The following is a 21,723-nucleotide window of genomic DNA, read 5'->3' as shown; positions in this document are numbered from 1 at the left end:
GGCGGGGTGCGGGCGGGAACGCCGGCACGCGGCGCAATTCGGTTGACCCCGGGTACGGGGCACCGCTCCACTGGGGCCGGGCGCCACGGGGCGCGGCGCCCGGCGAGCTTGGGGAGGCAGAGCCAGTCATGCGGATCCGTTCCACGACCGACCAGGACCACGACGCCTTCGTCGACACGCTCCACGCCGCCTTCGGACGTTTCCCGGAGACCCCGGACGAGGCAGGGGGAGGTGTCTGGTGGGCCGCGCTCGAAATGGACCGCAACCTGCTCGCCACGACGGACGACGGGCGGTCCGTAGGCACAGCCGGCGCCTACTCCTTCGAACTCACCCTGCCCGGCGAGATCCTCGCCCCGGCCGCCGGGGTCACCGCCGTCGGCGTGCTGCCCTCGCACCGACGCCGGGGCGTGCTGTCCGCGATGATGCGGCATCAGCTCGTCGAGCTGCGCGAGCGAGGGGAGTTCCTCTCCGTGCTGCTGGCCTCCGAGGCCTTGATCTACCGCAGGTTCGGCTACGGCCCGGCGACGTACACCGGCCGGCTGACGGTCCCGCGTCACCAGGCCGCCCTCGCGCTGCCCAGGGTGCGCCGAGCGGCCGACGGGCCGTCCGGCGGCCCGGGCGCGGATGCGGACGACGCGAAGGCCGGCACGGTCGAACTGCTCCGGCGCGCCGAATGCGGCGAGATCCTGGAAGAGGTCTACGACCGCTACCGCCGCGCCCAGCCCGGCGCACTGTCCCGGCCGCACGCCTGGTGGGCCTCGGGCGCCGGGCAGCCCCCGATCTCCCCGGCACCGCGCTACGTCGCCGTCCACCGCGACGCGCACGGCGTCCCGGACGGGTACGCGAGCTACTCGCTCGGAGAGCCCGACACCCTGACGGTGGACGAGATCATCGCCCGCGACGACGCGGTCATCACCGCCCTGGCCCGGTTCGTCCTCGGCCACGACCTGGTCGGTCAGGTCGTGTTCAAGCACGTCCCGCCCGAGCACCCGCTGCGCTGGCAGCTCGCGGACTTCCGTGCCGGACAGGTGGGCCACCACACCGACTGGCTCTGGGTGCGCCTCCTGGACGTCCCACGGGCACTCACCGCGCGTGGCTGGTTCGCGGACGGGGAGCTCGTGCTCGACGTGGACGACCCGTTCCTCGGCGAGCGCGGCCGCTATCTGCTCACGGTCCGCGACGGCAAGGCCGACTGCGCGCCGACCGACCGCGAGCCCGACCTGTCCCTGGACGTGAGCGACCTCGGATCGGTCTACCTCGGCGGCACCACCCCCAGCACCCTCGTGCGTGCCGGACACGTCCGCGCCCATCGCCCGGGCGCGGCCGCCCTCGCGGACCTCCTCTTCCGCGCCGACCGCATCCCGCACTGCCTGCACTGGTTCTGATCCCGTCAGCCCCGTCAGCCCCGTCGGCCCCAGTCGTCCTAGTCCCCGACATGGCCCGCCGCGGGTGCCCCCGCTCGAAGCCCTCCTCCCGGGACCGGAGGCCTGACGCGGGCCCCGTCGGGCCGATGACCTCGCGCCCGACGGCTGACGCCGACGACGGCGGGAAGGGGTCCGGGGCCGGAGCGGGGGCGGGGGTGTCCGGACGTGGCGGCGACCTTCCCGAGCGAAGCGAAGGGAAGCTCGCAGTCCGGACACCCCCGCCCCCGCGGAGGTCCCGGACCCCGCGGACCCACGGGTTCCGGTCGACGTCCGCGGAGCGGGCGACCTCGGAGCATGAGTGCCCCGCCGCCCCGGTGGCATCCGTGGCGCCGAGGGGCGCGTAGCGGGATGCTGAAAGGAGAAGGGCCGCGCGGCGTTTCCGCGTGGCCGCGGGCACGAGGAGGCAGACCATGACACGGCACCTGGAGTGGAAGGTCGGCGTGGACCTGGTCGAGGAGGGCGGCAGGACGAAGGCCGAGGCGCACCTGGACACGGGCACGTCGAGGCTCATCGGTCACGGCTCCGCCCGCTGCAACCCGACGGACGTGGACGTACCCGCGATCGGGGACGACCTCGCCGTCGGCCGGGCCATGAAGGATCTGGCCGGACAGCTGATGAGGGAGGCCAACCGGGAGATGGAGGCCGTCGGCGCCGGCACCGTGCCGCGGCGCACCGGCCCCGGATACGGCTGGCCGGAGGCGGTCGAGTGACGACCGCCGACCGGTACCCGGCCCGCCGGCGCACGCGCGCCGGCGGGCCGGGGCCGTAGGCCCCGGGGAGCCGGGTCCGCGCCTTCTCAGAGTGCCGCCTGGTCCCCGTGTGCCGTCTGGTTCCCGTGCCCCGGCGTCCCCTCCCGCGCGCCCCTCGCCTCGTTCGCCCCCGCCCCGGCCACCTTCGGCCCCGCCCCGGGCGCCTTCGCCCCCGCCGCGGCCGCCGTCTCGTCCTCGTAGGAGAGCCGGTCGACCACCTCCACCACCCCGTCCACGTCCTCGCAGAGCCGGAGGAAGATCGGTGCGATGCTCCGGCGCGGCAGGGTGCCGCTGAGCGTCACCCTGCCCTCGGCCACGTCGATGTGCAGGGACGCGGGGGAGAGACCGAGGATGCGCGTGACGACGTCCTCGAGGATCTCCTCCTGGATCGCGCGGTCGCGCCGCAGGAAGAGCTGGAGCAGATCGCTGCGGCTCAGCACGCCGATCAGCGTTCCGTCCGCGTCCACCACCGGCAGCCGCTTCACCCGGTGCCGCTCCATGAGCCGCGCCGCCTCCACCGCCGTCCAGGACGGGCGGGCGACGACCACCGGGCTGGACATCATGGCCTCGGCGGTGCTGGGGCCGTCCTTGGCGGTGTGACGTCTGAGCAGGTCCGCCTCCGAGACCACTCCCACCGGCCGGTTCGCCTCGTCGACCACGGGCACGGCGGTGATGCCGTACTCGTCGAGCAGCCGGGCGATCTCCTTGAAGGGAGTGCCCGGCTGCACCGCGACCGCGGTCGGTGTCATCAGATCGGCGACACTGCGGTGCCTCATCGTTCGTCCCGTCCCTTCTCGGCTCCTTTGTCCATGATCCCTCATGGATGTCGGGCGAAGGACGGGAGTCCGTGACCGGGTTCCCGTGACCGCGCGGCGCGTCGTCGTGGCCGGTCCCGCGCGCCCCGTCGGCCGGGCGTCCGGGGCGTCGTCCGACGGGTCGGGGGCCATGGCCCCGGGGGGACCTCAGGCACGGAACACGCCCGCCAGGTAGGCGTCGAGTGCCGCCGTACCGGGCGGCCGCAGCCGTGCGCCGAGATAGCCGTCCGGCCGTACGAGGAAGGCCGTCGGCTCCTGCACGGCGTACCGCAGGGCGAACTCCCCGCGGGCGTCGCGGTACACGGGCGCCGGGGGAGGCGCGGCGGCGGCGGACGGCACGCTCTCCCCGTCGCCCGGGAGCAGGAGACAGGTCGTCACCGCGCCTCCGGTGGACTCGGCGGCCTGCCGCGCGAGTTCGGCGAGGCCGTCGGCCGCGGCACCGTCCACGGATCCGTCCCCGTACAGCAGCAGCACGTGTCCGCGGTCCCGCAACAGGTCGTACAGGCGCAGCGGATAGGAGGTCAGGGCGTCGGCGAGGCCCCCGCAGTCGGGCGCCCGGTCGCCAGGCTGCGGCCCGGCGCCGCCGAGGGAGGGATCGGGCGGACCCACGGCGGGACTGCCGCGGTAGCCGACGAGCAGTTGGGCCTCGCGCAGCATCAGGGTGACCGGCTCCTCGGGGTCGGTCTGCACGCCGCCGGCCGTCGCGTGCCGCACGGTCCGGCCGACGACCTCCTCGCCCACGGGGCGGCGCTCCGCGTCGTAACTGGCGAGCAGCTCCGGGCTCGCCGCGCCCGCGACGGCGAGGGACAGCTTCCAGGCCAGGTTGTAGGCGTCCTGGATACCGGTGTTCATGCCCTGGGCGCCGGTCGGCGGATGGATGTGCGCCGCGTCCCCGGCGACGAACACCCGCCCCTCCCCGTACCGGTCGACAAGTCGATGGCTGATCCGGAACACCGAGGACCAGCGCAGCGCGGAGGCCGTGACGGGCTGTGGGGAGAGCCGGTCCAGCACCGCCTGGATGTCCGCGAGTTGCGGCCCCCGGCCGGTCTCCAGGCCGTGCGCCACGCCATCGGCGGCGCTCTCGACCCGTTGCGCGGCGGACAGTTCGGGCGGCACCCGCATCGACACGCGGTACCGGCCGCGGCCCGGCAGCGGGATGCACACGAGGATGTCGTCCGGTGCGCCGTCCGGGCCGTGGCGCGTGGACCGTACGCCGTACCCGGCCGGCAGGTCCCAGTCCACCTCCACGTCGCCCAGCATGTACTCCTCGGGGAACGCCCCGCCCTCGAAGGAGAGCCCGAGTCCCTTGCGCACGGCGCTGTGCGCGCCGTCGCAGCCCACCAGATAGCGGCAGCGGACCTCCTCCTCGGCCGGCTGCCCGCCGTCGCCGGTGCGGACGAGCCGGGCGGTCACCCCGTCCTCGTCCTGCTCGAACCCGACCAGCTCCGTGCGGCGTTCGATCCGGGACCCGAGGCGGGCGAGCAACTCCTCCAGGATCCGCTCCGTCTCGTACTGCGGCAGCGCGGCGAAGCGGTACGGCACGTCGTCAGGCAGTGCCAGCTCGATCCGTGCCTCTTCCCTGCCGTCGCGGTAGAGCAGCTGCCCGCGCATCGGCACGGCGGCCTCCAGCGCCGCCCGCACACAGCCCATCCGGTCCCAGACCTCCAGGGTGCGCGGCTGGATGCCGACCGCCTTGGCGTACGGCAGTCGCTCCGGCAGCCGGTCGACGATCCGCACCGCGGTGCCGTGCCGGCGCAGCTCGGCCGCGGCGGTGAGCCCGACGGGCCCCGCGCCGACGACCAGGACGTCAAGGACGGAGGAGGGGCTGCCACGAAGGGTGTCACGGCTGCTGCACATCGTCGGCGCCTTCCGGAAGGGAACGTCTTCACCATGGTCGGCCGACCGCCCCGACCCCGCACCCGCACCCGCGACCGCGCGGACCCGCACCCGCGACCGCGCGGACCCGCACCCGCGACCGCGCGGACCCGCACCCGCGACCGCGCGGACCCGCACCCGCGACCACGCCCACCCGCGCCTCCGGCGGTGGACCCGTGCCCCCGGCGCCACGCCCGCGCCCCCGGCGCCACGCCCGTGCTCCCGGCGGTGGACCCGCGCCCCCGGCGCCACGCCCGTGCTCCCGGCGGTACGCCCTCGCTCCCGCCGGTGCGCCCGCGGCCCTGGGCGGGCCGCCCGCGATCCGCCGGGACCGGGGGTCACCTCAGGTCGAGCACCTCGCGCAGCGCGGCGACGGCGTGGTCCCGGTGCTCGTCGAGCCGGCGGACCGCCGCGGCCTCGTCGGCCTCGCCGAGGGCCGCGATGACCGCCCGGTGCTCGTGGACCGCGAGTTCCCGGTGCGTGGTGTCCGTGTAATAGAGCGAGCGGTACGCGTCGGTGGCGTCCCACAGGGTGGCGATCAGGCGCACCAGGCGCGGCATCCCGCAGGCCTCGATCAGGGTGAAGTGGAAGCGCCGGTTGGCCTCCGCCGTCGCGGTCACGTCTCCTGAGAGAGAGGCCCGCTCCACCTCCTCCTGGATCTGCTCCAGCGACCCGATCAGGTCGTCCGGCATGCGCCCGAGGGCCGCGCGGACCGCCTCCGTCTCCAGGAGTCGGCGGATCCGGTAGATCTCCTCGAGGTCGTCGAGGGACAACTCGGCGACGAAATAGCCCCGGTGGACGTGGTGCACCACCAGGCCCTCGGCCTCCAGCGTCTTCAGCGCCTCGCGCAGCGGGACCCGGCTCACGTCGAGCCGCGCCGCGAGGGTGTCCTGCCGGATCGGGCCGCCGGGCCGCAACTCGCCGGTCGTGATGGCGCGTCGCAGCTCCTCCAGGACGAACTGCTGGGCGGTCGGCGGCCGCCTCCTCTCCACGGCGCTGCTCATCGCTGTGCCCTTTCCCTCGAATGCGTGGCGTTCATCTTCCTACGGGTCGCCGACAGGCCGTCCGGGCCTGTGGACGACCGCGGGCCGGGCTGCTCAGGTGCCGGTGCCCCCGCCCCGCCGGTGCTCGCCACGGCCTGCGTGACGCCCGAGTTCGGCCAGGACCTCGGCGGTGTGCTCGCCGAGGCGCGGAGGAGCGGAGCGGTAGACGGCGGGGGTGGCGTCGAAGGCGATCGGATGGGCGACCTGACCGGGCCCCGCCGCCTCGTGGGGGACTCGCGGCCGCAGGCCGAGCCGGTCGGCGAGCGCGAAGGCGCCGGCGAGGTCGTTGATCGGGCCGCAGGGCACCCCTGCGGCCGTCAGCTCCTCGAACCAGGCGTCGGCGGTGCGCCGCGCGAGCGGCCCGGACAGCGCCGCCGCCAGCTCCTCGCGGTGCGCGACCCGGGCCGCGTTGGTGGCGAAGCGCGGGTCGTCGGCGAGCCCCGGGCTGCCGATCCGGGCGCACAGGGTCCGGAACTGGCGGTCGTTGCCGACGGCCAGGACGAGTGGGCGGTCGCTCGCCTCGAAGACCTCGTACGGGGTGATGCTGGGGTGCCGGTTGCCCAGGGCGCGCGGAACGACGCCCGCGGCGAGATGGGCCGCGGCCTGGTTGGTGAGCGCCGAGAGCAGGGAGCCCAGCAGGGACACCTCCAGCCGCTGGCCCTCGCCGGTGCGCTCGCGGTGGCGGAGGGCGGCGAGCACGCCCATGCCGGCGTGCAGACCGGTGATCACGTCGACGAGCGCGACGCCCGCCTTGGTGCCGGGGCCGCCGGGTTCGCCGGTGACGCTCATCAGCCCGCCCATGGCCTGCACCAGCAGGTCGTAGCCGGGCAGTGCGGCGCCCTCGGCGGAGCCGAAGCCGGTGACGGAGCAGTAGACCAGGCCGGGATTGGCCGTCCGGACCTGTTCGTAGCCGAGGCCGAGCTTGTCCATGGTGCCGGGGCGGAAGTTCTCGACGAGCACGTCGGCGCGGTCCACGAGCGCCCGGGCCGTCGCCAGGTCGGCCGGATCGGTCAGGTCGAGCGCCACGGAACGCTTGTTGCGGTTCACCCCGAGGAAGTAGGTGGCCTGGCCGTCGGCGAACGGCGGGCCCCAGGCGCGGGTGTCGTCCCCCGAGCCGGGGCGTTCGATCTTCACGACCTCGGCGCCGAGGTCCGCCAGGAGCATCGTCATGTACGGGCCGGCCAGCACCCGGCCGAAGTCGGCGACCACGATCCCGGACAGGGCGCCGGCCGTGGCCGCCCCGGGCCGGACCTCGGACTGTTCCGTGTGCATGCGGCTCTCCTTGCGTCGGCGCTGCGTCGGCGACCGGATCCCAGCGGACCGTACGCACCCGAGATCGGATATTCAATACTGGATCCAATATCCAATCTGGGGCTACGCTTCGGCTCGCCGAGTTGCCACAGTCGCCAGGAGGCCGTCCGTGAAGTCGTCGCCGCAGCCGTCGCGTTCGCCGCAGTCCGCGCCCGTCCACCCGCTCGACCTGCTCGCGGTCGACGGACTGCTCACCGACGAGGAGCGGGAGATCCGCCGCACCGTACGGGCGCTCGCCGACCGCGAACTGCGCCCGCACGTCGCCGAATGGTTCGAGACCGGGGAGATCCCGGCCCGTGAACTCGCCCGCACCCTCGGCGGCCTCGGCGTCCTCGGCATGCACCTGGAGGGCTACGGCTGCGCGGGCACCGGCTCCGTCGCGTACGGCCTCGCGTGCATGGAGCTGGAGGCCGTCGACTCCGGCCTGCGCTCGCTCGTCTCCGTCCAGGGCTCGCTCGCCATGTACGCGATCCGGAAGTTCGGCTCCGAGGAGCAGAAGCAGCGCTGGCTGCCGGGGATGGCGGCCGGCGAGTACATCGGCTGCTTCGGCCTCACCGAGCCCGACGCCGGCTCCGACCCGGGCGCCATGCGGACCAACGCCAAGCGGGACGGCGCCGACTGGGTGCTCAACGGCACCAAGATGTGGATCACCAACGGATCCGTCGCCGACGTCGCCGTCGTCTGGGCCCGCACCGAGGACGGCGTCCGTGGTTTCGTCGTGCCCACCGACACCCCCGGCTTCAGCGCCCCCGAGATCAAGCGGAAGCTGTCCCTGCGCGCCAGCGTCACCAGCGAACTCGTCCTGGAGGACGTGCGCCTGCCCGCCGACGCGATGCTCCCCGGGGCCCGCGGCCTGTCCGGCCCGCTCGGCTGCCTCAACGAGGCCCGCTTCGGCATCGTCTTCGGCGCCCTCGGCGCCGCCCGCGACTGCCTGGAGGCGGCCATCTCCTACGCCGGCGACCGCACGGTCTTCGCCCGGCCCCTCTCGTCCTACCAGCTGACCCAGCAGAAGCTCGCCGACATGTCCGTGGAGCTCGGCAAGGGCATGCTGCTCGCCCTTCACCTCGGGCGCCTCAAGGACGCGGGCACGCTGACCCCCGAGCAGATCAGCGTCGGCAAGCTGAACAACGTGCGCGAGGCCATCGCCATCGCCCGCGAGTGCCGCACGATCCTCGGCGCCAACGGCATCACCCTGGAGTACCCGGTGCTGCGCCACGCCAACAACCTGGAGTCGGTCCTCACCTACGAGGGCACCAGCGAGGTGCACTCCCTGGTCATCGGCAAGGCCCTCACCGGCGAGCAGGCCTTCCGCTGACCGCCGACCGATCGTCGGCGACTCGATGGCGTGCCGCCCCCGCCGTGCGGCGGCGGCACGCCGAGTGGAGCGGGAGCGGGGCAGGGAGGACGCTGGAGGGGAGCGCGTCCGGGCACCGAGGGCGCATCGAACGGCGTGCCTGCCCGGCCGGGAAAGGCCCCATCATGCGCATGATGCTGAGAATCCAGATGGAGACCGCCGCTTCGAACGAGGCCATCCAGCAGGGGACCCTGGAGAAGACGGTCGAGAACGCCCTGGCGGAGCTCCGGCCCGAAGCCGCCTACTTCACGGTCGGCGACGGCTGTCGGACGGCGTACGTGTTCTTCGACATGGACGACGCCTCGCTGATGCCGAAGATCTCGGAGCCGTTCTTCATGCAGCTCCACGCGAAGATCGACTACACACCGGTCATGGACCGCGAGGACCTGCGCAAGGGCCTCGCGGCGCTCGGGCGCTGACCGGCTCCCGCCGATGCGGTGAGGGCCCCGGCGGAAGGCCCTCACCGCCGGGCCGCGGTCCGCGGGACCCCGTGCGGTGCTCCCACGGCCGGCTCGGCCGCGGCACCCGCGTGAGCGCCGGCACCTTCCGCCGTCGTCAGCCGGCCGTCACCCGGTTCACGAAGGCGTCCAGGTTGCCCATCATCCGGTCGACCTGCTCGTCCACGGTCAGGGACTCCTCGTGGCGGCGGCCGCGCAGCTTCGGCTGCAGCTTGCCCCGTGCGTAGAGCGGGCAGGCGAGGTCGGCGCAGATGTACGTCCCCACCGTGTTGCCCTCGCGTCCGCGCGCGCCCGCCAGGGGCGCGACCAGCAGGGTCACGCCCGAGGAGGCGTGCGCGGTCAGACAGAGCTGGCACATGCTGGACTTCATCGCGCTCGTGCGGCCGACGGCGGGCACGCGCAGCGTGATGCCGACCGGGCCCCCGGGGCGCGGCACGACGAGATGGGCGCGCAGCGGCGCGCCCGGATCGACCCAGCCGAGGAAGTCCAGGTCCTCCCAGGGCAGTTCGGCGAAGTCGAGCGGGAGCTTCATCCGGGCCGCCTCACCCTTCGTGCAGTTCACGAAGGACGAGCGGATCTCTTTGTCGGTCAGTGGTTCCACCCGATCGACCGTACACAAGGGCCGTTGCCCCGGGCATCCGATTATCGGTGCGGGCGGGGCGGGGCTGTCGGTACCCGGGCGGGGGCCCGGGCCCGGCGGGCGCCCGGCGGCGCGGCGGCGCTCAGGCCACCCAGTCCGGCAGACCGGGGTCCGCGATCCGGGCCGGCGCGCCCTCCAGGGCCGCCGCGAGCCGTTCGGCCGCCGGCCCGTACACCTCGCCGGGCAGCGCGAAGGGGATCCGCAGCCGGTGCTCATGGGTGCCCGGGTCCACCCCGAACCGGGCCCCGCCCTCGACCCGCACGCCGTGCCGCAGGGCGCGCGCCGCGAGCTGCGAGGCGATGGGCCGGCCGAGGTCGATCCAGAGGCACAGCCCGCCCGGCGGCAGCGTCCAGTGCCACTCCGGCACGTGCCGGGCGAGCGCCGCCACCAGGGCCTCCCGGCGCCGCCGCAGCTCCGCCGCCCGGCCCGGCAGCAGCGGGTCGATCCGGTCCATCAGGGCGACGGCCAGCAGCTGGTCGAGGACCGAGCCCGCGAGGTCGTGGGTGATCCGCACCCGCGCCAGCTCCGTCACCACCCGCGACGAGGCCCGTGCCCAGCCGACCCGCAGCCCGCCCCAGCAGCTCTTGCTGAGCGAGCCGACGCTGATGATCTGCTCACCGGCGCCGGGACCGGCCGAGGCCGCGAAGGGCCGGGGCGCCGGCACGTCCAGGGCGATGTCGGAGAGCGTCTCGTCCACCAGCAGCCAGGTCCCGGTGGCCCGCGCCGCCCGGGCGATCTCCCGGCGCTGCTCGTCCGGCATGAGCCGGCCGGTCGGATTGTGGAAGTCGGGGATCAGGTACGCGAGCCGCGGCGCGGTCTGGCGCAGCGCCGCGTCGATCAGCCCGCTGTCCCAGCCGGCCTCGGTCACCGGGACGGGCGTGATGCGCATCCGGTGTCCGCGCATGGCGTCCAGGGCGTTGGTGTACGAGGGGTTCTCGGCCAGCACCCGGTCGCCGGGCCCGCCGAGCAGGGCGAGGGCGAGGGCGAGTGCCTGCTGGGCGCCCGTGGTGACGAGGATCTGCTCGGGCCGGGTGGGCAGGCCGCGCGCGGTGTACCGGTCGGCGACGGCCGCACGCAGCTCGGGCAGCCCGTACGGGTGGTAGCCCTGCGACGCCGCGTACCGGGGCAGCTCGGCGGACGCGGTCGCGAGCGCCTCGGCGAGCACCCCCGCGGGCGCCTCGGGTGCGGCGAGCGCCAGGTCGATCACGGACTCGCCGTCCCCGTGGATCGCGGCGGGACCGATCGGTGTCTGCCCTTCGGGCAGCGTGGTCCAGGTCCCGGCGCCCTGCCGGCTGTGCGCGTATCCGCTCTCCCGCAGCAGGTCGTACGCGGCGGTGACCGTCGTCCGGCTCACTCCGAGCGCCCCGGCCAGCTCGCGTTCGGCGGGCAGCCGCATCCGCAGCGCGACCCGCCCGTCGAGCAGCGTCTCCCGTACCGCCCGGGCCAGCTCGCGATAGCCGAAGCGACCCTGCTCCGGCGGGGTGAGCAGGGCCGCCAGCTGGCGGCCGCTCACCGTGCGGTCCGACACGGCGACCACGGTACGGACCCCTCGACCCTCTGCCATGCCAATCACTCCTCATTGGCTCTGCTGTCCGGGCCAATAAGCCTACAGACTCCCCGTCAGTGGCCTGGAAGGCCCAGGGGAGAGGAGCGGGGAGCATGCCAGGTGACGTCACCGATCGCGAGGAACGAGCGTGGCAGCGGCGCGCGGAGGAGCGGATCGCGCCGCCGTGGGACCTCGGGCGCCGGCTGCGGGTCCTGCGGGCGGGGATCCGGGCGTTGCGCTGTCGGATCCGGGCGCCGCGCGACCCGATGCCCGCTCCGGGGCATCGGCTCCAGGACGCCGGGCGCCGGACCCCGACTCCCGTGGTCCGGACCCGGGACGCCGGGCATCGGATCCCGAGCCCGACCCCGCGCCCGCCCCGCCATGCCGCCGCCTCCGTACCCGGACGGGGGAGTACGGCGGCGGCGGTGGATCTCGGGGGCGGGTGCCTGCCGGGCGTGCCCTGGCGGGGAGCTCAGGCCGCCGGCTGAGCTCCGGACGCGCCCGGAGCGGGCGGTGATCCGACGAGGCCGGGGTGCGACGACGTCGAGCCGGCGGACTGGTTCGCCGGCTGGTCGGCCGACTCGCTCGCGGACTCCGTCACCGTGGTCTGGTCCGTGGCCGGCGACTCCGGGCCCGAGGACACGGTGGACGGCGCCGACGAGGACGGGGTCACGGGGGAACTCGACGTCGAGGGCGGCGGCGTGGTCGTGGAGGTGACCGGCAGGGGGCACGGCGAGGGCGTCACGCCGTTGCTGGGCGTCGGGGTCTGCGTACCCGTGACCGTGACGCACGGCACCGGTGACGACGGCGACGTGGACGGGGACGACGAGGACGAGGAAGGCGACGTCGAAGGGGACTTCGAGGGCTGCGGCGGAGGCGTCGTGTGCTTGTCGTGGCGGCCCGTGTCGCCCGACGGGCGGGCGATCCAGGTGTCGCTGTGCACGTCGTAGATCACGAAGACGTTGATCACCGTGACGGACGGCTTCACGACCACGACGTTGCTGCTCCGGTAGCCCGGCCACGCGGCGCCGACCTGCTTCGGTGCCTTCTGGGCGACCGGCGGGGTCAGCGGGTTGCCGCAGGCGCAGCGCACCCGTGGCACCCCGTGGTCGTCGACCAGGACCGCCGTGCCGGCCTGGAGGACCGACTGGAACGGGGCGGGGGAGCCGCCCCGGAAGCCGTGGTTGGTCACCCGCGTGTCCACCCGGAGCTGGACCGGCGTCAGGGAGCGCAGGTAGCCCGGCACTTCGGCGGACCTGATGCCGATCACCGAGGCGAAGGCCGCGTTCTTGGCGGGCTCTTCGGCGAGGAAGCGGACCTGGGCCTCGACGTCGCAGCTCGCGACGCGGTGCGTGCCGCCGTACAGGCCGGGTGCCGAACCCGACACGCTGCGCGTGGCGTTCGCGTCCGTGCCGGTCGCACTGGGCAGTGCCGGGGGCGAGACGCCCGCGCCGCTCGTCCGCGCAGTCGAGCGGGTGAAGGGGGCGGGGCCGCTCGCGGAGGCGTTCTGCAGGAACACCTCACCGCCTCCGGAGCCGGCCTGGTTCGAACCGTCGCCGCTGTCCCGCTGGGTGAGCACGACGACGAGTGCGACGGCCGCCACCAGGACCGCGGTCAGGGAGGCCACCTTGGGGACGGAACGCCACCACGGGCCCTGACCGCCACCGCCGCCGGTCGCGCCGCCACCCGAACGGCCGCCGGAGCCTCCGCTCCCGCCACCGCCACTGCCGCCACCACGGCCGCCCCCGCCCGAACTGTCGTGCGGAGGGCCGGAGGGCGGTGGGGGCGCGGCCTGGCCCGGGCGCGTGTTGGGACCCGAGAGGGGACCCGAGGGCGGGCCGGTGGGAGGTACCGAGGGCCGATCGGACGGCGGGTGGGAAGTCACGTTTTTCCCTTTCTTCCGTTCCGCGCCCATTGTGTGCGCGGAACGGGTGCCGTCCGCAAGCGGACAGCACCCGCCGGTACTAGCGTGGGCAGGGTGAGCACTCGGCTCCCCACCCCACCCGGCCGGACCGCGCCCACCGACGCCACCGGGCACCTCGCCCGCGGCGTCGCGGCCGGTCTCGTCGCCGTCGTCGCCGGCTACCTCGCGATGGGCGTCACCGCCGCCCTCGGCCTGTGGGCCGCGGGCGCGGCCGACCTGCCGGGCGGATCCGGCGCCTTCGTCGCCGTCCTCGCCGCGGTCGTCGTCATGGCCACCGGCGGGCAGGTCGGACTCTCCGGCGACGCCGGAGCCCTCGCGGGCACCCAGGCCGACGTGACCGCCATGCCCCTCAGCGTCACCCTGGTGGGCGCGCTCGTCACCGGAAGCCTCTTCCTGCGCCCACTGCGCCACCATGCCGTCGCCCGGGTCCGCGACCTCCTCGCGCTCGCCGTACCCACGGTCGTGCTCTGGATGGCCGCGCTCGGCGGACTCAGCGCGCTCGCCCGCCACGACTTCCCCATCAGCCTCGGCGGCGGCACCACCGAGGAGACCGGCGACCTGGGCGACCTCTTCAAGGACCTCCTCGACGCCACGAACCCCAGCGTCGGCTTCACCACCGACGTCGGCCCCACGCTCTTCTACGGGCTGCTGTGGATCCTCGGCGTCCTCGTCGTGGCCCTGCTCGTCTCCCGCCGCGCCCCGCTGCCCGCCCGCCTGGTCCGCCACCACCAGGCGGTCCGCCCCGCCGCCTCCGCGCTGCTGCTCCTGGTCCTCGCGTACGTGGCCGTCGGCCTCGTCATCGGACTGGTCGTCGCCGCCGTCAAGGGGCACGCGGCCGAGACCTTCGCCGTCCTGCTGCTCGGGCTGCCCAACGTGAGCTGGCTCGCCCTCGTCGTCGGCATCGGCGGCTCCTACGACGGCCGGGTCGACGGCCCGTTCGGGCTGCCCATGCCGGAGATCCTCGACGCGGTGCTGCGCGGCGGCGACGGCAAGGAACTGAAGACCGTCGACCTGTCCTCGCTCGCCGCCTACGACGGGCGCGCCTGGTGGCTGCTGCCCATCGCCGCCGTGCTCGTCCTCGGCGCCGCCTTCGTCATGGCCGTCCGCTCACCCGCCCGGATCCGGCCCTGGCGGCACGCCCTCCACCTCGGGACCGGCTTCGCCGTCACCATGCTGGTGATCACCCCGCTCACCCTCGTCGAGGCCCGCTTCGGCCTGTCCGTCCTCGGCATCGGCGACCTGGAGGCGCTCGGCGCCGAGGTCGTGCTCCGGCCCCACATCTGGCAGACCGTCGGACTCGCCCTCCTCTGGGGCCTGGTGGCCGGCTTCCTCGGCGGGCTCCTCGCCACCCGCGTCCGTCGCCGCGGCGAGATCGAGACCCCGCCCGCCGACGTCAAAGCTCCCTGAACACCGGCCGCGCCCACGCCGGCGGTTCCGGCGGCGGGCCCTCCGGCCACCGGCCGGTCTCCTCGCGCGGATGCCTCCCGACCCGGGCGCCCCGCTCCAGGACCGCCCGCAGTTCCGCCACGAACTCCAGGCAGGTCCCGTACCGCTCCTCCGGAGCCTTCGCCAGGGCCCGCGCGAACACCGCGTCCGCCGCCTCCGGCAGGCCGGCCCGCTCCTCCGACAGCGGGGGCGGCGGATCGTACTGGTGCGCCCACAGCAGGGCCATGTCGTCGTCCCGGCGGAACGGCGGCACCCCGGCCAGCGTCTCGAAGACCACGCACGCCAGGCTGTAGACGTCGCAGCGGCCGTCCACCGGCTTCCCGGAGATCTGCTCGGGCGCCACGTAGTCGAGGGTCCCCACGAACTGGCCCACCGTCGTGAAACCGGTCAGCGACAGGGACTTCTTCGTCAGGCCGAAGTCGGTCAGATAGACGTGCTCGGGATGGTCCCGGTCGGTGCCCTCGGCCACCAGGATGTTGCCGGGCTTCACGTCCCGGTGCACCAGGTCGTGCGCGTGCGCCGCGTCCAGGGCCGACGCCACCTGCACCGCGATCCGCCCCGCCGTGACCGGGTCGAGGGCCCCCTCCCGGTCCAGCAGCGCCCGCAGGTCCTGGCCCGGCACGAAGCGCATCGCGATGTACAGCACGCCCTCCGTCTCGCCCGCCTCGAAGACCGGCACGATGTGCGGGTGGTCGATGGCCGCCGCGACCCGCGACTCGTGCGCGAAGCGCTTGCGGAAGGTGTCGTTGCGGGCCAGCTCGGGGGCGAGCAGCTTCAGCGCCACGATCCGGTCGAGCCGCAGGTCACGCGCCCGGTAGACCACCGCCATGCCGCCCCGCCCGATCTCGTCCTCGACGAGGTATCCGGCGATCCGCGTGCCCAGGAGCCCCGAGTCCCGGCCCGCGGGAAGTCCGGAGTGCGCGCCGGAGGTGCCCGGGCCCTCGGTCATGCGCCCTCACCCGACTCGTCGCCGCGCCCGCCCCGTCCCGGGGGCCCCACCGGCCCGTCCACGACCTGCGTGGCCCCGGGCCCCTCCTCGCGGAGCAGCTGGGGCACCACCTGCGTCGGCTCGTGCACCGGTTCCCCGGCGGCGGGCACGGCCGAGGCCGCCGACGGGCGGGCCGAGGCGGCGTAGGTGCTCAGGCCGGTCCCGTCGCAGTAGACCCACCGCTCGTGCTCCGCGTCGTACAGCCACACCGACTCGCCGTCGACGACCATCCCGACCCGCAGTCCCCGCGTGCGCCGCCGGAACGTCTCGCCGTCCGCCCGTCCCGCCGAGAGCTCCTCGGCGGCTCGCCGGTAGCGGCCCAGGGCGTCCTCCGCGCGGGCGATCAGCGGGCGCGGGTCGGCGGTACGCGCCAGCGCGCGCCCCGCACCGGGCGGGTCGGCCGGTACGGTCACCAGCAGGCGTGCGTCGACCCACGCGGACCAGCCGTTCGAGCAGAGCACCTGCCCCCAGTCGCCGACCCGCTCGAGCAGCTGAACCGGCAGGAACGCGTCCAGCGGCTCGGTCGGCAGCGCGGGGTCGGGTGCCTCCCACGCGGGCAGGCCCTCGCGCGGCACGACGTGCGTGGGCCGGAAGTCCGGAGCGAAGTCCGGCACGTAATCGCTGGACACCAAGGGTTCCTACCTCCGCATCACGACCGGCTCGTGCCGGCGCAGCAGCCGGGCCACCACGAGCCCGAGGACGACACTCAGCAGCACCAGCATCCCCATGTCGAGGAGCCACGCGCTCACCGTGTGGTCCATCAGCGGGTCGGCGGTCTTCTCGCCCGGCACCGTCGCCCCGATGTCGATGGTCGCGCCCATCGCCGCGAACGCCCACCGCGAGGGCACCAGCCAGGCCAGCTGTTCCAGGACCGGAGTGCCGCGCACGTTGAGCAGGGCACCGCAGAACACCACCTGGACGATGGCGAGGAGGACGAGCAGCGGCATCGTCACCTCCTCCTTGCGCACCAGGGCGGAGACGAACAGGCCGAGCATCATGGCCGTGAACGCGAGCAGGGCGACGGCCAGGGTGATCTCCAGCAGCGGCGGCATCAGCACGCCCTTGCCGTCGGGCGCCCCGAGCGGGACGCCGATCAGCGCGACCAGCGTGAGGACCACCGCCTGCACGACCGTGATCAGGCCCAGGACGACCACCTTGGACATCAGATACGCCGAACGGGACAGGCCGACGGCTCTCTCCCGGCGGTAGATGGTCCGTTCCTTCACCAGCTCGCGCACCGCGTTCGCGGCTCCCGTCAGCACCCCGCCGACGCAGAGGATGAGCAGGACGTTCAGGGTCGACTCGGGATTGAGCTTCCCTTCCGACAGGGCGCGGGCCATCGCGCCCATGACGAACGGCAGCGCCACCATGATCGCCAGGAAGGTCCGGTCGGCGGACAGGGCCGCCGCGTACCGCCGGACGAGCGTCCGCAGCTGGGCCCACCAGCTCTGCGCCTTGGGCGGCGGTGCCGGCTCCGGCGGCGTCCCCGTCCGCGGCAGGCTCGGGCGCTCCGTCGCCTCCTCGATGTACTGCCGGTGGAAGCGCGAGTCGCGGTACTGGCCCGCCCAGTCGCGGTCGCGGTCGTTCTCGAAGGCCTCGAACGCCTCCGGCCACTGCGGGAAGCCGAAGAAGTCCAGCGTCTCGCCCGGCGGACCGTAATAGGCCACCCGGCCGCCCGGCGCGAGGACGAGCAGTCGGTCGCACACGTCCAGGCTCAGCACACTGTGGGTGACGACGATGACGGTGCGCCCGTCGTCGGCCAGCCCGCGCAGCATGTGCATCACCGAGCGGTCCATGCCCGGGTCGAGCCCGGAGGTGGGCTCGTCGAGGAAGAGCAGCGACGGTTTGGTGAGCAGTTCCAGGGCCACGCTCACCCGTTTGCGCTGGCCGCCGGAGAGGCTGTGGATCGGCTGCCCGGCCCGTTCTCCCAGACCGAGTTCGCGGATCACCTCGTCCACCCGGGCACGCCGCTCCTCCGGGGCGGTGTCCTCGGGGAAGCGCAGTTCGGCGGCGTAGCCGAGGGCCCGGCGGACGGTGAGCTGGAGATGCAGGATGTCGTCCTGCGGGACGAGGCCGATGCGCTGGCGCAGCTCGGCGTAGTCCCGGTAGAGGTCGCGGCCGTCGTAGAGGACCGTGCCCCGGTCGGCGGGCCGCTGCCCCGTCAGCGCGCCGAGGAGCGTCGACTTGCCCGCGCCGGACGGTCCCACGACGGCGAGCAGGCACTTCTGCCCGACCGGGAAGGAGACGCCGTCCAGGAGCGTCTTGTGGCCGTGGTCGACGGTGACGGCCAGTTCCTGCACGTCGAGGGAGACCTCGCCGGTGTCGGTGAACTCGACCAGGTTGCCGCCGATGAGACAGAACGCGGCGTGGCCGATGCCCACGATGTCCTCGGGTGTCACGCGCGCCTCCGCGACGGGATGCCCGTTGAGGAAGGTGCCGTTGTGGCTGCCGAGGTCGTGGATCCAGTACGTGCCGTCCGGCGCGGCCCGCAGCTCGGCGTGCCGGCGCGAGACGGTCAGGTCGTCGACGACCAGGTCGTTGTCCGTGGCACGGCCGATCCGTACCGTGTGCGCGGGCAGCGGCCGCACGGAGGTCGGCTGCCGGAACGTCCCGGTCAGCGCGGGGTACGCGACGGAGGACGGGCGGGGAGGCGGCGCCGGGGGTGCGGGAGGGCCGAGGTCCGGCGGAAGGGGGGAGCCGAGGTCCGGGGAGAGGGGGGAGCCGGGGTCCGGGGGGACGGGAGAGCCGGAGTCGGCCGGGCCCGCGGAGCCGTGGACCGGCGGTGCGGGGGAGCCGAGGTCGGCAGGCGTCGGAGCAGGGCCTGCGGGCCGTGCGGGTGCCGCGGGCTCAGGGGGCACGGGCTCCGGTGCAGGCGGCCGTGCGCCCCGACGGTCGAGGGCCACGGGCTCGGCGGCCGGAGGCGCGGGAGCCGGAGGCTCGGGAGCGACGGGCGCGGGAGGCGGCGAGGGCTCGTGCGCCGCCGGTTCGGGCCGGACGGGTTCGGGCGCGGCGTGCGGCCGGGGCCCCGCCGGCTCCGCTCGTCCGGCGTCCGGGGGCGGCGTCGGCTCCTCCCGTACCGGATCCGGCGGCCGGGCCGGCTCCGGACGTACGGGTGCCGGGGGCGCCGATCCGGCCGGCGCGGCGTCCGGGGACGGCAGGAGCACCGCCCTCGGCCCTTCCGACGGGTGGCCGAAGCGCATGACGGTGCCGACGCCGACCATGCTGAGGTGCACCCGGCGGTCGTCGGCATAGGTGCCGTTCGTACTGCCCTCGTCCTCGAGGGTCCAGTGGTCGCCGACCGCCCGCAGCACCGCGTGGTGCCAGGACGTCCGGGCGTCGGCGAGGACGAAGTCGCTGGTGGGGTCGCGCCCGATGCGATAGACGCGGCCCGGGTTCACGAGGGTCGCGTCCCCGTCGATCTCGAGGACCAGTGCGGGCGCGGCGGGCGCAACGGGCCGCTCTCCCATGCGTGAATCTTAACGTCGTCGGCGGCTCCGTGCCCGGGCGAGCCGCCGGTATCGTGGGCGCCGACCCGCCCCCGAAGGGGTGACCCGGCCGCTCCCCGAGGGGAGCGGGACCCACCCCCTGGAGGGGACGCGAAGGAGGAGCCGACCGTGCCGAAAGGTGTCACCAAGCGCCGCCCCCGCACCCGTGCGGCCCTCCTGAAGGCGGCCCTGGAGACCTTCGCCGAGCACGGCTTCCACGCCGCGTCGATCGAGCAGATCTGCGAGCGCGCCGGATTCACGCGCGGCGCGTACTACTCGAACTTCGCGAGCAAGGAGGAACTCTTCCTCGCCCTCTTCGACGAGCACGGCGAGCGGATCGTGAGCCGCCTCGCCGAGTCGATCGACGCGCTCGCCCCCGAGGAGTGCACCCTGGAGCGGCTGGCCGGGCTCGCCTCGCGCGTCGAGCCGGACGAGCGCGACTGGTACCTGGTCAGCACCGAGTTCACCCTGCACGCCATCCGTGACCGGCAGGCGGCGTGGGTGCTCGCCCGGCACGACGCCCGGCTGCGCGCCGAGATCGCCCGCGGCCTGGAGCTGGTCCTGGAACGGGCGGGCCTCGAACTCACCGTGGACGCCGACCGGTTCGCCCGGTTGATCGTCGCCCTGCGCGAGGGCGGACTCGGGCAGAGCTACGTCGAGCCGGATGCCCTGCCTCCGGGGAGTCTCGAACGCGACTTCCTCGCACCGCTGTTGGCGGCCTCCACGCGGCCGGCGCAGCGGGCGCCCCTGCCGCGGGCGCAGCCTTGGAGCCCACCTCCCGCGTAGCCGCCGACTCCGCCTCCCGCAGGCCCGGGCTCGGCCTCCCGTGGAGGTTCGGCCCTCACCCCGCTCCGCCTCTCAGTCGAAGAGGTCCGGGTCCGAGGCCGTGATCTGGTCCCACAGCGGCCTGGCCTGGAACCAGCCGGCCAGGGACGTCCCGATCTGGCCCCGGGTGAGCAGCGCCGTCTCCCGGTCGATCAGCTGCGGGGTGCCCGCCGCCATCGCCAACAGCTGCGCCTGGCACGAGCGTTCCATCGTGACGAACCACCACACCGCCTCGGCCACCGACCGGCCGACCGTGAGCAGTCCGTGGTTCTTCAGCACGACCGCCTTGTACGTGCCGAGGGCCTTCGCGACCCGCGCGCCCTCGTCCAGCTCGTTGACGACGCCCCGGTAGTCGTCGTAGATCCCGTGGTCCTCGAAGAACGCGCAGGCGTCCTGCGTGATCGGGTCGAGCGGAACGCCGAGGCTGGAGAAGGCCTTGCCGTGCAGAGAGTGGGAGTGCGCGGCCGCCGTCGCGTCCGGCCGGGCCGCGTGCACCTGGGAGTGGATGACGAACGCGGCCCGGTTGACCGGACGGCGCCCGTCGAGCACCCGGCCCTCGTGGTCGACGCGGACGAGGTCGGAGGCCTTGATCTGGGAGAAGCTCATCCCGAACGGGTTGACCCAGAAGGTGTCCGGGTCCTCGGGGTCCCGCACGGTGATGTGCCCGGCGACACCCTCCAAGAAGCCGAACCGGCCGAAGATGCGGAAGCCGGCGGCCAGTTGCTCCTTACGGTAGCGGCGCTCCTCCTCGACGGAGTCGAAGGACGGCGGCAGCGGCAGCGTGACTCCGTCCGGCAGGGGGCCGACGGCGGCGGCCAGGGCGGGCGGCAGGGTGCTCATGGGTCCTCCGGGGGGTGCGCGGCGGACACCCGGGCGGCCGGAAACCACCGCCGGGCGCGGTGCGGGCAAAAAGATACAGCGGTGTATCCGATGCGACAACGACCCTTCCGCTCAGGCTCCGGGCGCCCCGAACCGGGCCAGCAGGTGCCACACCCGCTTCACGTCCTGCCGGTCGTACCGGCCCGACTCGGCCGCCTCCTGCACGATCCGCGGATCCAGCCACCCGTCCACGGCGATCCCGGCGCCCAGCTCCACGAACTCCGGCCCCCGGAAGTCCGGCCGGCGTCTCAGCTCCGCGACCGACAGCCGGAAACCGGCGTGCCACTCCACCGGGCACGGGAGCGCGCGGGCCGCGCTCTCCACTTCCGTGCCGCGGAACGACGGGTCGAGGACCAGCGCCTCCACGTCCCGGCCGATCTCGACGGCGCCGTGGACCTGTGCCTCGACGTAGTCGTCGAGCGCGTCCTTGTCGTCGGCGGACGCGAGCGCTATCAGGGCCGCCCGCTCCGCGACCCCGAAGTCGGTCGGCTCCAGGACGCTGTCCGGGTAGCAGAAGGTCGTACGCGACAGGGTGGGTGCGGCGAGGCGGAAGTGCGCGGAGCCGAAGCGGGGCGCGGCTCCGTACGGGCGGCGGCGGTGGTCGAGTGCGCCGTACACCGGCCGCTCGTGCGCCGGGGCGTCGTCGTACGCGCCCCCGAAGATCCGGCTCTCCCAGCGCCACCGGTCGCCACCGGGGTGGGCGGTGAGCCCGCCGTTGCTGGTTCCGGTGACGAACTGCGAGCGGTAGACGCCGTCCTCGGTGAGTCGGCCGAGGAAGGTGGGATGGAAGTTCAGGGTTACCCGCAGGGCGGGATCCAGCGGGCCGCCCGCGGACCGGGCGGAGACGTGGGCGAGGGCGCGACGCGCTCTGGTCAGGAGGTCCATCGGCGCAGTCTGGCGCAGGCAAGGGGCTTGCGGCAGCCGGATTTCGCTGGCTACGGTCAGCACGGAAAGCGCTTGC

The 21,723-nt window shown here is 74.5% G+C and carries 18 protein-coding genes; 6 read left to right on the top strand and 12 right to left on the bottom strand.

Translation table 11 applies throughout. The features are described 5' to 3' along the window. Positions 1-128 precede the first annotated feature (128 nt). Positions 129-1,385 (top strand): GNAT family N-acetyltransferase, encoded by a 1,257-nt coding sequence (locus ACIRQF_RS10355; RefSeq protein ID WP_404090666.1) that lies wholly within the window; start codon positions 129-131, stop codon positions 1,383-1,385. 449 nt (positions 1,386-1,834) lie between these two features. Beyond that, positions 1,835-2,134, top strand: a complete 300-nt coding sequence (locus tag ACIRQF_RS10350; RefSeq protein ID WP_376636204.1) for a DUF1876 domain-containing protein — start codon at positions 1,835-1,837, stop codon at positions 2,132-2,134. An 86-nt stretch (positions 2,135-2,220) separates the two neighbouring features. Here ACIRQF_RS10350 and ACIRQF_RS10345 read toward each other — a convergent pair whose 3' ends face one another. The 4 genes from ACIRQF_RS10345 to ACIRQF_RS10330 all read right to left on the bottom strand — a co-directional run bounded on the left by ACIRQF_RS10345 (position 2,221) and on the right by ACIRQF_RS10330 (position 7,178). Continuing rightward, positions 2,221-2,949: a CBS domain-containing protein gene (locus tag ACIRQF_RS10345; RefSeq protein ID WP_404090662.1), complete on the bottom strand. Its 729-nt coding sequence runs from the start codon at positions 2,947-2,949 to the stop codon at positions 2,221-2,223. A gap of 186 nt (positions 2,950-3,135) precedes the next feature. Continuing rightward, a complete protein-coding gene (locus ACIRQF_RS10340) occupies positions 3,136-4,845 on the bottom strand; it encodes an FAD-dependent monooxygenase (RefSeq protein ID WP_404090659.1) in 1,710 nt (569 codons plus the stop codon). A 356-nt stretch (positions 4,846-5,201) separates the two neighbouring features. Beyond that, positions 5,202-5,867 carry a GntR family transcriptional regulator gene (locus ACIRQF_RS10335; RefSeq protein WP_382486787.1) on the bottom strand — a complete coding sequence of 222 codons (666 nt, stop codon included), beginning with the start codon at positions 5,865-5,867 and terminating at the stop codon, positions 5,202-5,204. 93 nt (positions 5,868-5,960) lie between these two features. Further along, complete coding sequence (locus ACIRQF_RS10330; RefSeq protein WP_404090656.1) at positions 5,961-7,178, bottom strand: CaiB/BaiF CoA transferase family protein; 1,218 nt, start codon at positions 7,176-7,178, stop codon at positions 5,961-5,963. Positions 7,179-7,326: 148 nt separating this feature from the next. Here ACIRQF_RS10330 and ACIRQF_RS10325 point away from each other — a divergent pair, with 148 nt between their 5' ends. Both ACIRQF_RS10325 and ACIRQF_RS10320 read left to right on the top strand, forming a co-directional pair. Further along, positions 7,327-8,532 carry an acyl-CoA dehydrogenase family protein gene (locus ACIRQF_RS10325; protein WP_404090653.1) on the top strand — a complete coding sequence of 402 codons (1,206 nt, stop codon included), beginning with the start codon at positions 7,327-7,329 and terminating at the stop codon, positions 8,530-8,532. Positions 8,533-8,702: 170 nt separating this feature from the next. Beyond that, complete coding sequence (locus tag ACIRQF_RS10320) at positions 8,703-8,990, top strand: DUF3303 family protein (RefSeq protein WP_376636193.1); 288 nt, start codon at positions 8,703-8,705, stop codon at positions 8,988-8,990. A gap of 136 nt (positions 8,991-9,126) precedes the next feature. Here ACIRQF_RS10320 and ACIRQF_RS10315 read toward each other — a convergent pair whose 3' ends face one another. The 3 genes from ACIRQF_RS10315 to ACIRQF_RS10305 all read right to left on the bottom strand — a co-directional run bounded on the left by ACIRQF_RS10315 (position 9,127) and on the right by ACIRQF_RS10305 (position 13,100). Beyond that, the gene (locus tag ACIRQF_RS10315; RefSeq protein ID WP_382486794.1) at positions 9,127-9,630 is read right to left on the bottom strand and encodes an FBP domain-containing protein; all 504 of its coding nucleotides are present in this window, start codon (positions 9,628-9,630) and stop codon (positions 9,127-9,129) included. A gap of 121 nt (positions 9,631-9,751) precedes the next feature. Next, complete coding sequence (locus ACIRQF_RS10310) at positions 9,752-11,233, bottom strand: PLP-dependent aminotransferase family protein (protein ID WP_389759533.1); 1,482 nt, start codon at positions 11,231-11,233, stop codon at positions 9,752-9,754. 454 nt (positions 11,234-11,687) lie between these two features. Beyond that, a complete protein-coding gene (locus tag ACIRQF_RS10305; protein ID WP_404090649.1) occupies positions 11,688-13,100 on the bottom strand; it encodes a DUF6777 domain-containing protein in 1,413 nt (470 codons plus the stop codon). A gap of 93 nt (positions 13,101-13,193) precedes the next feature. Between ACIRQF_RS10305 and ACIRQF_RS10300 the strand changes: the two genes are divergently transcribed. Beyond that, positions 13,194-14,546, top strand: coding sequence for a streptophobe family protein (locus ACIRQF_RS10300; RefSeq protein WP_404090646.1), 1,353 nt, complete (start codon positions 13,194-13,196; stop codon positions 14,544-14,546). Here the strand turns inward: ACIRQF_RS10300 and ACIRQF_RS10295 are convergent. From ACIRQF_RS10295 to ACIRQF_RS10285, 3 genes are read right to left on the bottom strand one after another with little or no spacing between them, the layout of a single operon-like run. After that, positions 14,533-15,534, bottom strand: coding sequence for a serine/threonine-protein kinase (locus tag ACIRQF_RS10295; protein WP_382486802.1), 1,002 nt, complete (start codon positions 15,532-15,534; stop codon positions 14,533-14,535). The genes ACIRQF_RS10300 and ACIRQF_RS10295 overlap by 14 nt on opposite strands. Continuing rightward, complete coding sequence (locus ACIRQF_RS10290; RefSeq protein WP_404090642.1) at positions 15,531-16,202, bottom strand: hypothetical protein; 672 nt, start codon at positions 16,200-16,202, stop codon at positions 15,531-15,533. The genes ACIRQF_RS10295 and ACIRQF_RS10290 overlap by 4 nt, the downstream gene beginning before the upstream one ends. Before the next feature lie 9 nt (positions 16,203-16,211). Next, entirely contained in the window at positions 16,212-19,040 is a 2,829-nt protein-coding gene (locus ACIRQF_RS10285) for an FHA domain-containing protein (RefSeq protein WP_404090639.1), read from the bottom strand. A 147-nt stretch (positions 19,041-19,187) separates the two neighbouring features. On the opposite strand from ACIRQF_RS10285, the gene ACIRQF_RS10280 reads away from it, so the two are divergent. Then, entirely contained in the window at positions 19,188-19,844 is a 657-nt protein-coding gene (locus ACIRQF_RS10280; RefSeq protein WP_404090636.1) for a TetR/AcrR family transcriptional regulator, read from the top strand. Positions 19,845-19,916: 72 nt separating this feature from the next. On the opposite strand, the gene ACIRQF_RS10275 is transcribed toward ACIRQF_RS10280, so the two are convergent. Continuing rightward, complete coding sequence (locus tag ACIRQF_RS10275; protein WP_404090633.1) at positions 19,917-20,723, bottom strand: class II aldolase/adducin family protein; 807 nt, start codon at positions 20,721-20,723, stop codon at positions 19,917-19,919. Between the two features lie 111 nt (positions 20,724-20,834). Then, complete coding sequence (locus ACIRQF_RS10270) at positions 20,835-21,647, bottom strand: DUF3626 domain-containing protein (RefSeq protein ID WP_389759523.1); 813 nt, start codon at positions 21,645-21,647, stop codon at positions 20,835-20,837. Positions 21,648-21,723: the final 76 nt, after the last annotated feature.

It is taken from the genome of Streptomyces sp. NPDC101191 (assembly GCF_044767915.1).
Classification (GTDB): domain Bacteria; phylum Actinomycetota; class Actinomycetes; order Streptomycetales; family Streptomycetaceae; genus Streptomyces.
Note: the sequence above shows the minus strand (reverse complement) of the source record. Positions and strands in the feature narration are given on the sequence as shown.

Excerpts from the sequence above, each read along its gene's own strand:
- ACIRQF_RS10355 (WP_404090666.1), top strand. The coding sequence starts at position 129 with ATGCGGATCCGTTCCACGACCGACCAGGACCACGACGCCTTCGTCGAC.
- ACIRQF_RS10350 (WP_376636204.1), top strand. The coding sequence starts at position 1,835 with ATGACACGGCACCTGGAGTGGAAGGTCGGCGTGGACCTGGTCGAGGAG.
- ACIRQF_RS10345 (WP_404090662.1), bottom strand. The coding sequence starts at position 2,949 with ATGAGGCACCGCAGTGTCGCCGATCTGATGACACCGACCGCGGTCGCG.
- ACIRQF_RS10340 (WP_404090659.1), bottom strand. The coding sequence starts at position 4,845 with ATGTGCAGCAGCCGTGACACCCTTCGTGGCAGCCCCTCCTCCGTCCTT.
- ACIRQF_RS10335 (WP_382486787.1), bottom strand. The coding sequence starts at position 5,867 with ATGAGCAGCGCCGTGGAGAGGAGGCGGCCGCCGACCGCCCAGCAGTTC.
- ACIRQF_RS10330 (WP_404090656.1), bottom strand. The coding sequence starts at position 7,178 with ATGCACACGGAACAGTCCGAGGTCCGGCCCGGGGCGGCCACGGCCGGC.
- ACIRQF_RS10320 (WP_376636193.1), top strand. The coding sequence starts at position 8,703 with ATGATGCTGAGAATCCAGATGGAGACCGCCGCTTCGAACGAGGCCATC.
- ACIRQF_RS10310 (WP_389759533.1), bottom strand. The coding sequence starts at position 11,233 with ATGGCAGAGGGTCGAGGGGTCCGTACCGTGGTCGCCGTGTCGGACCGC.
- ACIRQF_RS10295 (WP_382486802.1), bottom strand. The coding sequence starts at position 15,534 with ATGACCGAGGGCCCGGGCACCTCCGGCGCGCACTCCGGACTTCCCGCG.
- ACIRQF_RS10285 (WP_404090639.1), bottom strand. The coding sequence starts at position 19,040 with ATGGGAGAGCGGCCCGTTGCGCCCGCCGCGCCCGCACTGGTCCTCGAG.
- ACIRQF_RS10275 (WP_404090633.1), bottom strand. The coding sequence starts at position 20,723 with ATGAGCACCCTGCCGCCCGCCCTGGCCGCCGCCGTCGGCCCCCTGCCG.
- ACIRQF_RS10270 (WP_389759523.1), bottom strand. The coding sequence starts at position 21,647 with ATGGACCTCCTGACCAGAGCGCGTCGCGCCCTCGCCCACGTCTCCGCC.